At 70.0% G+C, this 12,552-nt stretch carries 12 protein-coding genes; 5 read left to right on the top strand and 7 right to left on the bottom strand.

All coding sequences use genetic code 11. The annotated features are described in order from the left end of the window. Window positions 1-487 (bottom strand): MFS transporter (locus tag ACYP33_RS33940; protein WP_459625513.1); only part of this gene is annotated, 487 nt, incomplete at its 3' end. 155 nt (window positions 488-642) lie between these two features. On the opposite strand from ACYP33_RS33940, the gene ACYP33_RS33945 reads away from it, so the two are divergent. Then, on the top strand, window positions 643-1,647 hold the full coding sequence (locus tag ACYP33_RS33945; RefSeq protein WP_459625491.1) for a LysR family transcriptional regulator: 1,005 nt from the start codon (window positions 643-645) through the stop codon (window positions 1,645-1,647). Here ACYP33_RS33945 and ACYP33_RS33950 read toward each other — a convergent pair. Both ACYP33_RS33950 and ACYP33_RS33955 read right to left on the bottom strand, forming a co-directional pair. Then, window positions 1,637-2,398 carry a 3-oxoacyl-ACP reductase gene (locus tag ACYP33_RS33950; RefSeq protein WP_459625492.1) on the bottom strand — a complete coding sequence of 254 codons (762 nt, stop codon included), beginning with the start codon at window positions 2,396-2,398 and terminating at the stop codon, window positions 1,637-1,639. The genes ACYP33_RS33945 and ACYP33_RS33950 overlap by 11 nt on opposite strands. 77 nt (window positions 2,399-2,475) lie before the next feature. After that, the gene (locus tag ACYP33_RS33955) at window positions 2,476-3,150 is read right to left on the bottom strand and encodes an alpha/beta hydrolase (RefSeq protein WP_459625514.1); all 675 of its coding nucleotides are present in this window, start codon (window positions 3,148-3,150) and stop codon (window positions 2,476-2,478) included. A gap of 256 nt (window positions 3,151-3,406) precedes the next feature. On the opposite strand from ACYP33_RS33955, the gene ACYP33_RS33960 reads away from it, so the two are divergent. Both ACYP33_RS33960 and ACYP33_RS33965 read left to right on the top strand, forming a co-directional pair. Next, window positions 3,407-4,618, top strand: a complete 1,212-nt coding sequence (locus ACYP33_RS33960) for an AAA family ATPase (RefSeq protein WP_459625493.1) — start codon at window positions 3,407-3,409, stop codon at window positions 4,616-4,618. A gap of 308 nt (window positions 4,619-4,926) precedes the next feature. Beyond that, window positions 4,927-6,675, top strand: a complete 1,749-nt coding sequence (locus tag ACYP33_RS33965) for a cobaltochelatase CobT-related protein (protein WP_459625494.1) — start codon at window positions 4,927-4,929, stop codon at window positions 6,673-6,675. 63 nt (window positions 6,676-6,738) lie between these two features. Here ACYP33_RS33965 and ACYP33_RS33970 read toward each other — a convergent pair whose 3' ends face one another. After that, the gene (locus ACYP33_RS33970; RefSeq protein WP_459625495.1) at window positions 6,739-7,539 is read right to left on the bottom strand and encodes a lysozyme inhibitor LprI family protein; all 801 of its coding nucleotides are present in this window, start codon (window positions 7,537-7,539) and stop codon (window positions 6,739-6,741) included. Window positions 7,540-7,786: 247 nt separating this feature from the next. On the opposite strand from ACYP33_RS33970, the gene ACYP33_RS33975 reads away from it, so the two are divergent. After that, window positions 7,787-8,071, top strand: coding sequence for a hypothetical protein (locus ACYP33_RS33975; protein WP_414448441.1), 285 nt, complete (start codon window positions 7,787-7,789; stop codon window positions 8,069-8,071). Between the two features lie 60 nt (window positions 8,072-8,131). Here the strand turns inward: ACYP33_RS33975 and ACYP33_RS33980 are convergent, their stop codons facing one another. The 3 genes from ACYP33_RS33980 to ACYP33_RS33990 form a co-directional block, all read right to left on the bottom strand. Beyond that, window positions 8,132-9,412, bottom strand: coding sequence for a Zn-dependent hydrolase (locus ACYP33_RS33980; protein WP_459625496.1), 1,281 nt, complete (start codon window positions 9,410-9,412; stop codon window positions 8,132-8,134). Next, window positions 9,402-9,938 (bottom strand): L-2-amino-thiazoline-4-carboxylic acid hydrolase, encoded by a 537-nt coding sequence (locus tag ACYP33_RS33985; protein ID WP_459625497.1) that lies wholly within the window; start codon window positions 9,936-9,938, stop codon window positions 9,402-9,404. The genes ACYP33_RS33980 and ACYP33_RS33985 overlap by 11 nt, the downstream gene beginning before the upstream one ends. A gap of 221 nt (window positions 9,939-10,159) precedes the next feature. After that, complete coding sequence (locus ACYP33_RS33990) at window positions 10,160-11,350, bottom strand: branched-chain amino acid ABC transporter substrate-binding protein (RefSeq protein ID WP_459625498.1); 1,191 nt, start codon at window positions 11,348-11,350, stop codon at window positions 10,160-10,162. A 180-nt stretch (window positions 11,351-11,530) separates the two neighbouring features. On the opposite strand from ACYP33_RS33990, the gene ACYP33_RS33995 reads away from it, so the two are divergent. Then, window positions 11,531-12,457, top strand: a complete 927-nt coding sequence (locus ACYP33_RS33995; protein WP_414448445.1) for a LysR substrate-binding domain-containing protein — start codon at window positions 11,531-11,533, stop codon at window positions 12,455-12,457. Window positions 12,458-12,552: the final 95 nt, after the last annotated feature.

A 12,552-nucleotide genomic window follows, 5' to 3' on the forward strand; every position in this document is an offset into this window, starting at 1 on the left:
GGATGCCGAGCAGCAGCCCCGTCATCACGGTGCCGACCACCTTGCCGCGATGCGCGTCGGGCGCGAGCGTCGCACCGGCCGGCACGACGTCCTGCGCGAGCGTCGCGGCCAGCCCCACCGCGAAGCTGGCGGCGAGCAGGAAGCCGATCGACGGCGCGAGCGCGGCCAGCAGCAACGCGGCCACCAACACGCCGGCCTTGACGAGAATCACGCGCCGCCGGTCGAAGCGATCGCCGAGCGGCGCAAGCAGCAGGATGCCGAGCGCATAACCGAGCTGGGTCAGCGTGGGCACGAAGCCGACCAGCCGGTCCGACGCGCCGATATCCGGCCCGAGCACGCCCAGCATCGGCTGGCTGTAATAGAGCGGTGCCACGCCGAGCCCGGCGGCGGCGGCCAGCAGCAGCACGAGGCGCGGCGTCAGCACGGCCGGCTGGCCCTGGCCGGCGGAACCAGCGGCGGCCGGCGCGGCCCGATGCGCGGGCGGCATGACGGCTTCGCGGGCCACGCCGCCAGCAGGTTCGAAGTCGGGGGTCGAGCTCATGATGGGATTCCATCTCGTCGTGAATCAGGAGACGCGAGTGTGACGGCTGCTGCACCGGCCCGGTAGTGGCACAGCCCGCACATTTGATATACGCTCCGCGCATGACCCTCAAATCGCCCGCCAGCCCTGCCTCTGGCGCACCTCACCGGGTTTCGGAAGCCTCGCCCGACGATGCCGGCTATCGTTTTCAACTGATGGAAACGTTCGTACGTATAGTCGAATCGGGCAGCCTGTCGGCGGCGGCGGCCTTGCTGCGCACCACCCAGCCCACCGTCAGCCGGCGCCTGCAGGCGCTCGAGCGCTCGCTTGGCGTGCGTCTGCTGCATCGTTCGACGCACTCGATGCGGTTGACGGTGGATGGCGAACGCGCGTTCAAGCGCGCCAAGGAATTGCTGGCCAGTTGGGCATCGTTCGAGGCCGATCTGCGCGGCGCGCAGCAGGAGCCGGAAGGCCCGTTGCGCGTGACGGTGCCGCATGCGTTCGGCCAGCAGATCTTCGTCGAGCCGCTGATGCGCTTCCTGCGCGCACACCCGCGCGTGACGGTGGAATGGCTGCTGCAGGACGAAGTGCACGATTTCATCGGCACCGGCATCGATTGTGCGATTCAGATAGGCGAGCCGACCGACCCGTCGGTGGTGGCGATCAAGCTGGCAAACGTGCCGCGCATCGTGGTGGCCGCGCCGTCGCTGCTGGAGGGCGGTGCGATCCCGGCCACGCCGGAGGCGCTGGCCCCGCTGACATGGCTGGCGCTGCGTACCTATTACCGCAACGAGATCGCGCTCACGCATCGCACGACAGGCGAGACGCGCCGCTTCACGATCCAGCCGCGCATGAGCACCGACAACCTGTTCGCGTTGCGCAGCGCAATGCTGCACGGGATGGGCGTGGGCATCAGCTCGTCATGGCTGCTGGCCGACGATCTGGCCGCCGGCCGGCTCGTGCACGTCGCGCCGGAATGGCGCGCCGCGGCGCTGCCGGCCTACCTCACGTATCCGCACGCGCAGTTCTACCCGTCGCGGCTGCTGCGCTTCGTCGCGACGATGCGCGAGGCGGTGCCGGGCCTGGTCGAAAGCGATACGCTGCCCGGCCAGGACCTCAGCCCTTGACCAGCCCGCCGTCGACGATCAGGTTCTGCCCGGTCACGGCGCGCGACCACGGCGACAGGAAGAACAGCACGGCATCGGCGAATTCCTCGGGCGTGGTCACGCGGCGCAGCGGCGTGAAGCCCGCAATCATGTCGAACACGGCCTCGGGCGTGGCGCGGCTCGCATCGGTGGTACGCAGCAGGCCGCCCGACACCATGTTGACGGTGATGCCGTCGGGGCCGAGGTCGTTCGACGCGGTGCGCGTCAGCGCCAGCAGCGCGGCCTTCGACGCCGTGTAGTCGTGATACGGCACCACCGGGTTCTGAACCAGGTTGGTGCCGACGTTGACGATTCGTCCGAAGCCGCGCTCGCGCATGCCGGGCAAGGTGGCCTGCATCGTGTTGAGCGCGCCCTTCACGGCGCCTTCGAGCTGCTGCTGCATGCGCTCCCAGGAAATCTCGCCGAGTTGCGGCCGCGCGTCGCCGTCGAAGCGGAAGCTGGCCAGCGCATTGTTGACCACCGCCGCGATCGGCTCGCCGGTGCGCTCGCGCGCCGCATCGACCATTCGGCGGACTTGCGCGGCGTCGGTCACGTCGGCCGGCAAGGCGATCGCGCGCGGGCCGAGTTCGGCGACCAGCGCGGTGGCTGCCGCTTCGCTGTTCAGGTAATTGACGATCACGCCCGCGCCTTCACGCACCAGCGAACGCACGATCGACGCACCCAGCCCGCGCGCGCCGCCCGTCACGAGCACCCATTGTTCCGATAAGTTCATTTGCCGCGTCTCCGGATCGTCAAAGCGCGATTATCTCGCGCGCAGCACGATCCGCGCAGAACAACGCGCCGTAACGCTCAAGCTTGCCGGAGGCGCGCGTCCGCCCATGCAGCAAAATCATCGACGATCTCGCCGGTCAGTTGATGGCCGACCGGATAGCGGCGCACGGCGTGCGGCACGCCGAGTTCGGTCAGCATCGCGTCGGCACGCTCGGCCCAGGTGACGGGCAGCTTGTCGTCGTACTCGCCGTGCGCGATGAACGCGTCGAGGCCGGCCAGCGCCTCGCGCGGCGCGACGTGCGGCGCGATCTCGGGCAGGATTCGGCCGCTGAGGATCGCGAAGCCGCGCACCTCGCCCGGCGCGCTGAGGCCGACGCTCGCGCTCATGATGCCGCCCTGGCTGAAACCGCCGATCAGCGTCGGCAGCGGCGCGGCGCCGTCGGCCGTGCGCAGCGCGCGAAGCAGATCGATCAAATGCAGGCGGCTCGCGTCGGCCTGCGCGGCATCGATGGTCGGGCCGTTGGGCCCGAAGCGCACGTTGAACCACGCGAACTGCACGGCGCCGAGCGTCAGCGGCCCGCGCACGAACAGCAGATCGAGATCGGACGGCAACGCATCGGCCACCGCCGCCAGGTTGGTTTCGTTGCCACCCACGCCGTGCAGCAGCAACAGCCGCGCGCGCGCCACGCCGGCGGCCGGGCGGCGGCGGAACGCGAGCGTCGAGCCGGGAAGCTGGGTCAGGTCGGTCGTCATCGAATCGGGCTCCGGGTTGGCGGCCCGCTGCTGGAGCGAAGCCGCTCTATATATAGAGGGGCGGTTCGTGCGGCTGCGCGAACCGGAAGCGCCAGTCTGAATCAATCTCCGCAAGCAATAAACCACTGACGGGAAATGAATTGACTCCTTAACGGAACGAATTGCCGGGACGGCTCGGTTTTTGCCCCGCGCGACGCCAAGCCGCGGCGCACAATGGCGGCTTCCCGACCGCGCGCGCCGCCGCCTCCCTCCGACGATGAGCACCCTGTCCGACTCGCTTTCCACCGAACCGTCGCCTGTCGGCGTCTATGCACGCGACGATGGCGCCTGGCTCGTCAGTCATTCGGACCGGCCGCGCAGCTACCGAATTCAGCATCGCCGCGCCAGCGGCGACATCGATATCGACACCGTCATCGACCTCGACAACCTCGACACGAAGCTGCGCAAATGGCATCGCGAAGGCTACGCGCGTCGCGACGACCATGGCGAGGCCGCTGCGCCGCCGCATCGCGCGCGCTTCCTGGCCGACCTGCACGCAGCCGCCCGCGAGACGGCGGCCGAGGCCGCGCAAGCCGCCGATACCGATGCCGACGCCCGCGTCACGATCGCCGGCGTGCCACTCGCGCGCGGTGCGGGCGGCCCGCTGGTGCCCGCGACCAACCCGGCCTACCTGTTCGGCGAGCGCGCGGCCAACGTGGTGCGCGACATCGCCGAAAACCGCCGCCTGCTGCTGATCGGCCACACCGGCACCGGCAAGACCAGCCTGATCGAGCAGACCGCCGCGCAGGCCGGCCAGGGCGTGCTGCGCGCGAACATGAACGGCCAGACCACGGTGGGCGATTTCGTCGGCTTCTGGACGGTCAAGGGCGGCGAGACGATCTGGGTGGACGGCGTGCTGCCGACGGCGATGCGCGCGGGGTTGTGGCTGATCGTCGACGAGGTGGATTTCGCCGAGCCGGCGATCCTCGCGGTGCTGACCGCCGTGCTCGAACCGGGCGGCCGCCTGCTGCTCAAGGAAAAGGGCGACGAGATCGTGGCCCCGCATCCGGCGTTCCGCCTGTTCGCCACGGCCAACGCGGCCGGCGCGATGAGCCGCTTCCGGCATTTGTATCAGGGCGCCAACGTGATGAACGACGCGTTTCTTGATCGCTGGCGCGTCTACGAGATCGGTTACCTCTCACCGTCCGAGGAGGCCGACGTGCTGCGCCGCACGTTCGGGCCGCGCGTCAGCGTGCCGATGGCCGAAACGCTGGCCGCGATCGCCGCCGCGTGCCGCGAAGCGTTCGAACGCGACGACCTGGCCAGCGCGTTCTCCACGCGCCGCCTGATCGACTGGACCGCGCTGATGCTGCGCACCGGCGACCCGGAAATCGCGGCCGGCCCGACGATCTACGCGAAGGTGAGCGCCGACGACGCCGCGTTGATCCGGGACATCGTCCGCCATTACATCGGGCAGGAGCCGGCGTGAAACCGGCCGGGGACGAAGCCGGGGTCGGGGGCCGGGGCGGGGGTGCAACCGAAGGCGGAGTCGGAGCTGGAGCCAGAGTCGCATCTGGAGCCGAAGTCGGAGTCGGAGCCGCAGCCGCAGCCGCAGCCAAAGCCAAAGCCAAAGCCGGAGCCGGAGCCGGAGCCGGAGCCGGAGCCGGAGCCGGAGCCGGAGCCGGAGCCGGAGCCGCAGCCGCAGCCGAAGCCGAAGCCCGAGCAACCGCCGCAACCCAACCCGCCCCCGCACCGTCCAACGACGACCCCGGCGAGCAACTCGGCAAGCTCGCGCGCGTGCTGACCGGCGACCCTCGCGTGCAGGTACGCGTGTCGCGCGACGGCCCGCGGCTCGATCTGGCGAACGACGCAACCGGCGCAACCGGCACGACCGTCCTGACGCTGCCCGCCACCGCAGGCGACACGCCGTTGTCGGCCGACGAACTGGCGGGCTGGGTCGATCTGCTGGCCGCGCGGCTGCGCTTCGGCGAACCGGCGCAACGGGCCGGCGTGGCCGCCGAGGTCACGCGCGCGCTGGCCGAAACCATCGACGATTACCGGGCCAGCCGCGCGCTGGCCGCGCAATTCCCCGGCGCGGCGCCGCTGCTCGCGCGTCAACGCGAGGCCGCCGCGCGCGAGATCGCCCGGCGCTGGCCCACGCTGAACTGGCGCGACCGCCTGATCTGGCGCATCGCGCGCGAGCTGCACGGCGAAGCGCCCACGCAACCCGAACGCGTCGCCTCGCTCGACGCCACGCTGCACGCCAGCGGCACGCTGATCGACGCGGCGCGCGCCGCGCGCTCGACGGCGGACAGCATCGAGGCAGCCGGCCGCCTGGTCGCGCATGTGCGCGGGCTCGCACGCGGCAACGCCAACAACATGATGATCACGGTCGATCGCGAAACCTCGCTCGACACGCCCGATACCGCGATCGAGATCGACCCCGACGACGCGTTCGGCAGTGCACCCGCCACCGACGCACCGGCCGCAAGCGCCGAGTTGTCGAACGCCGCGACGCCGGCCGACAGCGCATCCTCGGCCGACGACCAGGCCAGCGGCGACAGCGCACCCTCGCCGTGCACCACGCAAACGAACGCCCCGCCGGTTCGCTCGATCCCGATCACCACCGCGTTCGACACCGTCACCGACCTGACCGGCAGCGGCGACGCCACCGCCTGGCGCAAGCTGCGCAGCGCGGCACGCGCGCAAACCGCGCGCCTGAAGGCGCAACTCGAACGCGCGCTCGAAGCCGACGAACACCTGCACTGGCGCACCGAACAGGAACGCGGCGAACTCGACCGCCGCGCGCTGGCGCGGGTTGCCACCACCCCCGGCTATCGCACGCCGTTCCGCACGCGGCGCACGACATCGGGGCGCGACACAGCCGTCACGCTGCTGATCGACCGCAGCGGCTCGATGGCCGGCCGCAAGATCGAACTCGCGCGGCTTTGCGCGGCGGCGCTGTGCGACGCGCTCGCGCAACTGGGCTTTCCGTGCGAGGCGCTCGGCTACAGCTCGATCGACGACCCGGCGATGCGCGCGTTCCGCGACCGCTGGCTCGCGCAGGGCCACGCGCCGCGCGGCTACAACCGCTTCGTCGAACGGCTCGATCTGGAAATCTACAAGCGCTTCGATTCGGACAACCCGAGCGGCCTCGCGCGCCTCGAATGCGGCCACGAGAACCCGGACGGCGAGGCGCTGAGCTGGGCCGCCGAGCGCCTGCTCGCGCGGCGCGCGCAGCGGCGCATCCTGATGGTGCTGTCGGACGGCTATCCGGCCACCGGCGACGGCGACCCGGCGCGGCTGCGCGCGGACCTGCGCCTGCGCATCGCGGAGGTGCGCGCACAAGGCATCGAGTTGATCGGGGTGGGCATCCTGGACGATGCGGTGGAAGCGTTCTATCCGGCCAGCACCGTGGTGGAACGGCTGCCGGATCTGCCGGCCGTCGCGTTCGAGGCGCTCGGCCGCGCGCTGCTCGGTGAACGCGGCCGGACGCAATGGCCGACCGGTTTTGCCGGAAGCCCGAGGCGCTTGAGAATGAACTGAGGATTCGAAAAAACGCGCCGCTGCGCACGGTTTACCGGGCCAGCGGCGGCGATTTGTGCAGAATCAGTGCAGAAACTGCAGCGAGCCGAGCACGCGCGCGGTGTCGTCGTCGTTGCCGACGATGCCCTGGGTATCGGCCACCACGGCCTGCGTGCCGTTGCTCAACACCGCCCACAGACATTCGCCGCCTGCGGCGTGAAAACCGGTTTCGGGATCGCTGACGCCGCAGGTCTGCGTGGCGCGCATGCCTTGCCAGCCGCGGCCCGCGAAACGCTCGACATCGGCCGGCGTGCCCGGCCCGGCGCTCGTCACCCATTTGCCGTTGTCGTCCTGCTTGAACAGTGCGTCCCGCTGCGCCACGGCTTCCAGCCCACCGCTCACCACGTTCAGTTCCACGAAGTAATCGCTGTTGTCCATGCCCCGGCCGACCAGCGCGACGCAGCGCTTTTCGCCTGTGCCCGGGCACGGCGTGACGGGCTTGCGGTTGGACGGGTAATCGAACGCGATGCCGAGCGCCGCGCTCGAATAGCGGCGCCATTCGGCCGACTTGACGGCGGCCAGCGCGCCGAGCCGGTCGCGATAGGCCTGTTCGATGCAGGCCGCATCGCCACAGCGGTTGCGTTCGGCCAGCCAGGCGCGCTGGCTGCGCGACACGGCGGCCGGGTCCGCCGCGCGGGCGACGGTCTGACGATAGGTGGCATCGAGTTGCGAATCGAGATCGCCAAGCGCGGGATGGCTGCAGATGCTGCGTTCGACGCCGGTGCGCGCCGCCTTGCAATCGAAACTGGCCGCCTGCGCGGCGCTCGCGCCGATCCCCGTCAAGGCCGCCATCAGGCAGGCGGCCGCGAAATGCCGTGCTCTCATCGGTTATTACCCTCGTTTTTCGATTGGATCGGGCGGGCGGCGGCCGGAACCCCTCGCCGCCGCGCCGGTCGCACAGGATACCGGCTCGCCGGCCCGAGGCCGAACCTCCGGCTTCGTCGCACATTGTTCACACAACGGAAACGAAGTGTTCGGCCAGGCAGCGATGATCGCGCCGGCGAATTCGCGGATACTTCCGCCTGTCCCTGTGCGGCGCCACGCGCCGCCAACCCAGCCAGAAAAACGCCCTATGTCTTCCAGAACGCCGCTTACCGTCCTGCTCGCGGCCTGTCTGACGCTGTGGCTCGGTGCATGCGCCAGCGTGTCCGAGGTCAGCGCCACCGACAAGCCGCATACCTACACCGTCAACACCAGTTCGCACGGCGCCGTGCTGTCCTGGGCCGCCGCGCATCAGAAGGCGATCAGCACCGCCGATGCCTACTGCGCCCAGCAAGGCATGCGCGCGAGCCCGGGGCTGGAGCATGTCTCCGATCGCGAGGCGCGCCTGACGTTCCAATGCCATCCGTCCCTGTGAGCATTGGCTGATCGCCCCGGCCGCGCGCGGGCATGACGCCCCACGCGCGGCCTGCCCGCACTACGCCTGCGCCGCTTCCTGCGTCACTTCCTGCGCGCTCGCCAGCACCGCGTGCAGCAGCACGTTGGCGCCCGCCTCGGCCCATTCGGGCGTGATCGCTTCCGCTTCGTTGTGACTGAGACCGTCCACGCACGGCACGAAAATCATGCCGGCCGACGCGACGCGCGCGAGATAGCACGCGTCGTGGCCCGCGCCCGACACGATGTCCTGGTGCGACAGTCCGAGCGCGGCGGCCGCATCGCGCACCGCCTCGATGCAGCGCGGCGCGAACGGCACCGGCGCGTAATCGAAGATCTGCTCGATGCGCACGCCGAGGCCCGCGCCGCCCGCGATCCGCGCCACTTCCGCGCGCAGCGCCGCATCCATTTCGGCCAGCACGGCGGCGTCGGGATGGCGAAACTCCACCGTGAAGAAGCACTCGCCCGGCACCGTGTTGCGCGAGTTCGGGCGCGCCTCGATCATGCCGACCGTGGCGCGCGCGTCCGGCGCGAGGCGGCGGCCGAGCCCATCGACGAAATCGACCACGCGCGCGGCGCCAACCAGCGCGTCGCGGCGCGCGTCCATCGGCGTGGTGCCCGCGTGGGCGTCCACGCCCGTGAACGTCAGTTCGTACCAGCGCTGCCCCTGCCCGGCCGTGACCACGCCGATCGTGGTGCCGGCGCGTTCGAGAATCGGGCCTTGCTCGATATGCAGTTCGTAGGCCGCGTGCACGGGATAGCCGCCCACCGGCGCGTCGCCCGCATAGCCGATCGCGGCCAGCGCATCGCCCAGCGTGACGCCCTGGCGATCGGTGCGCGAGCGGCCGTAGTCGAGCGTAAACACGCCCGCGAACACGCCCGAGGCCACCATCGCCGGCGCGAAGCGCGAGCCTTCCTCGTTGGTCCACAGCACCACGTCGATCGGGCGTTCGGTTTCGATGCCCGCGTCGTTCAGCGCGCGCACCACTTCGAGGCCGCCGAGCACGCCGTAGATGCCGTCATAGCGGCCGCCGGTCGGCTGCGTGTCGGCGTGCGAGCCGGTCATCACCGGCGCGGCATCGGCCACCCGGCCCGCGCGGCGCGCGAACACGTTGCCCATGGCGTCCACGCGAATCGTGCAGCCCGCCGCGCGTGCCCATTCCACGAACAGGTCGCGCGATTCGCGATCGAGTTCGGTCAGCGCGAGGCGGCAGACGCCGCCCTTCGGCGTCGCGCCGATGCGCGCCATCCGCTCCAGCGAATCCCACAGCCGCGCGCCGTCCACGCGCAGCGCCGCATTGCGTTCGTTGCGTTCACTCGCCATGATTCGGCTCCTTCGCTTCGCGCACGGCGTAGCGGAAATCGCAGCGCTTCGCGCCCTGCATGATGGTGGTGGTGCGCGTCAGCGCGACGCGCGGGTCGTAGCCGCGAATGAAGTATTCGTCGCGCGCGCAACTGAGCAGATGGCCGATCTCGCCGAGCCCCATCGCGTGATACATCTCGGCGTAAGCGCAGCGATGCACGTCGTAATCGTAGTGATCGGCGTCCTCGCGCTGCACGCTCACGTCGAGCGCGTCGTCCTTCTCCCACAGCACCTGCAAGGCCACGAACGAAGCGATGCTCGCGCCGTTCGGCTCCTGCGCCGCGAACGTCTTGCCCGCATCGACGGCCGCGCCGCGCACCGCCTCGGCGATCACGGCCTGCGCGCGCTCGGTGCCGAACTCGCGCTTCATGATCTCGTAGATCGGCTTGATGATTTCCGCCTCGATCCTGCGTCGCGCGAGGATGCCCAGGCGGGTGTCGGTATCAGCGTCACCGCTCGGGGCGGCGGGTTGGGTCGGCTCGGTCATGGGAGCTCCTGACTTGGGGGTTCGTGTCGTTATGGTTGTGGGGAATCGGCAAACCGGGTGCGAAGGCCGGAACCTCGGAGCGGCGAGCGGGCCGCTCGTATCGCTACGCTGATATGGGATCGGCAAGCCAGACGCGGAGGCCGGAACCTCGGAGCGGCGAACGGGCGGCGCCGGTTCGTCACCGGCTGCCGCCCGCTCACGCCGAAGTCCGGCCCTGGGCGTCAATTCGCCGGCGCACCCGCGCCGCCGCCGAGCACGTCAACGACGTTCCACTTGCCGTCGCGCACCTGGTAGATCGTGTAGGCCGGGTCCTTCAGGTTGCCCTGCGCATCGAACTGGATGCGGCCGGTCACGCCCTGCCGATCCACCTTGTGCAGCGCGGCGACCAGCTTGGCCGGATCGGTCGAGCCGGTTTGCTGCGCGACGGCGATCAGCGTGGCCGCCGCGTCGTACGCGAACGGCGCATGCAGTTCGATCGGCGCGTGATAGCGCGCGCGGTATTGCGCGTCGAACGCCGGGCCGCCCGGCATCTTCGCGAGCGGCCGGCCCGGTTCGAGCGCGGTCACGCCCTCGCCGTCCTTGCCGGCCAGCGACAGGAAGGTCTGGCTGACGAAGCCGCCCGCGCCGAGCAGCGTGGCGTCGATGCCGAGCTGATGCATGCGGCGCGCGATCGGCGCGGCCTGCGCGTCGAGGCCGCCGAAGAACACCACGTCCGGCCGCTTGCTCTTGATGGCGGTCAGCACGCCGCTGAAATCGGTGGTCTTGTCGGTCACGTATTCGCGATCGACGATATTGCCGCCGTCCGCCTTCACGCCCTTCACGAACTGGTCGGCCAGGCCCGAGCCGAACGAGGTGCGATCGTCGAGCACGGCGATGCGCTTGGCGTGCAGCGTCTTGACCGCGTATGCGCCGGTGTAGGCGCCACCGGTGTCGTCGTGGCCCATGATGCGGAACGCGGTGTCGAAGCCTTGCAGCGTGTACTGGTGGCCGGTGGAGGCCGGCGCGATCTCGGGGATGCCCGCGTCGTGATACACGCGGGCGGCCGGCACGCTGCAGCCGGTGTTCCAGTGGCCGACCACGCCGATCACGTGCTGCCCGACCAGATCCTGCGCGACCGTGACGGCCGTGCGCGGGTCGGATTGATCGTCGACGGCCACCAGCTTGTAGACGACCGGCTTGCCGCCGATGGTCGGATGTGTGCGGTTGGCATCATCGACTGCGAGCTGCGCGCCGTTCTGCAGATCCTTGCCGATCCGTGCCGACGGGCCGGTCAGCGGCGCGGCCAGGCCGATCAGCACGGTTTGCGGCGCGTCGGCCGCCATCACGGCGGGCGCGCCCAGCGACAGCGCGAGGGTGGCGGCGGCCGCGATGGCGGTGCCGGAGAACGGAGCGGACAGGACGATTTTTTTCATGGTCGGGGGAGCGTGTGGCGGACGATTAGAACATGAAAAATATTAAATAGTCGATTGCCGACCGGCAAATATCCTTTGATTGAATGCTTATGCCCGACAAGCCAAATTCACCAAAATCCTTACCCATCATGCCTTTCAAAAGACAGCCCAATCCCCGGATTATTCGATAGAATTCAAAACATGAAAAATATCGAACAATTATCCAACGATCCGCCGCTGCGCGCGGTGCGTGCGTTCGAGGCTTTCGCGCGGCTGGGCTCGGTCACGGCCGCCGCTGCCGAGCTCGACATCACGCCGTCGGCGATCAGTCACCAATTGCAGTTGCTCGATGCGTTCATCCGCACCCCGCTGACGGTGCGCGAGGGCCGCGCGCTGGCGCTGACCGACGAGGGCCGCGATTATTACCGCTCGATCAGCGCGGCGTTCTCGGTGCTGCGCAGCGCCACCGGCTTCGTGCGCGACCGCTCCTCGCTGCGGCAGATCACCGTCAGCCTGATCCCGTTGTTCGGCATCGGCTGGTTCGTGCCTCGGCTGCATCGCTTCCTCGACGCGAATACCGATGTGGACGTGACCGTGCTCTACGCGAACCACCGCAACTACCGCAGCGACGCGTCGGATCTGTCGATCCGCTTCGGCGCGGGCGACTGGCCCGGCTACCGCTGCGAGAAGCTGCTGCCGGGCGCGATGGTGCCGGTTTGCCATCCGTCGTTCCGGCGGCGCTTCGGCCCGTTCCGCAAGCCGGCCGACCTGGCCGTGGTGCCGCTGGTGCACGACGAGGATCGCAGCACCTGGGTCAACTGGCTGCGCAACGCGGGCGTGCGCAACGTGCCGCCGGTGGTCGGGCCGATGTTCGAGGATGGGCAACTGACGCTCAGCGCGATTCGCGCGGGGCTCGGCGCGGGGCTGATGCGCGCGCCGCTGATCGAGGCGGAGATCGCGAGCGGCGAGGTGGTGCAACTGTTCGACACGGCGCTCGACGACGGCCGCGACTACTACCTCTGCACACGCGACGACGCCGATCTGCCCGACGGCGCGCAACGGCTCGCGCAATGGCTGCGGGAGACGGCGGCGGAATCGATGCGGCTGACGGCGGCGGGCAAGCGCTGAACGGGTGCCGCGCGGGAACGGCGGCTGGTCGGCTGGGGTTTCGGCTGCGCTACCGGCTGACGCATCGGCCGATGCATATCGCCGAGCCGCGGCTC

Source organism: Burkholderia sp. 3C (genome assembly GCF_054589155.1).

Coding starts and splice junctions, on each gene's coding strand:
- ACYP33_RS33970 (WP_459625495.1), bottom strand. CDS start 7,539: ATGAGAGCACGGCATTTCGCGGCCGCCTGCCTGATGGCGGCCTTGACG.
- ACYP33_RS33960 (WP_459625493.1), top strand. CDS start 3,407: ATGAGCACCCTGTCCGACTCGCTTTCCACCGAACCGTCGCCTGTCGGC.
- ACYP33_RS33995 (WP_414448445.1), top strand. CDS start 11,531: ATGAAAAATATCGAACAATTATCCAACGATCCGCCGCTGCGCGCGGTG.
- ACYP33_RS33945 (WP_459625491.1), top strand. CDS start 643: ATGACCCTCAAATCGCCCGCCAGCCCTGCCTCTGGCGCACCTCACCGG.
- ACYP33_RS33985 (WP_459625497.1), bottom strand. CDS start 9,938: ATGACCGAGCCGACCCAACCCGCCGCCCCGAGCGGTGACGCTGATACC.
- ACYP33_RS33975 (WP_414448441.1), top strand. CDS start 7,787: ATGTCTTCCAGAACGCCGCTTACCGTCCTGCTCGCGGCCTGTCTGACG.
- ACYP33_RS33950 (WP_459625492.1), bottom strand. CDS start 2,398: ATGAACTTATCGGAACAATGGGTGCTCGTGACGGGCGGCGCGCGCGGG.
- ACYP33_RS33980 (WP_459625496.1), bottom strand. CDS start 9,412: ATGGCGAGTGAACGCAACGAACGCAATGCGGCGCTGCGCGTGGACGGC.
- ACYP33_RS33990 (WP_459625498.1), bottom strand. CDS start 11,350: ATGAAAAAAATCGTCCTGTCCGCTCCGTTCTCCGGCACCGCCATCGCG.
- ACYP33_RS33955 (WP_459625514.1), bottom strand. CDS start 3,150: ATGACGACCGACCTGACCCAGCTTCCCGGCTCGACGCTCGCGTTCCGC.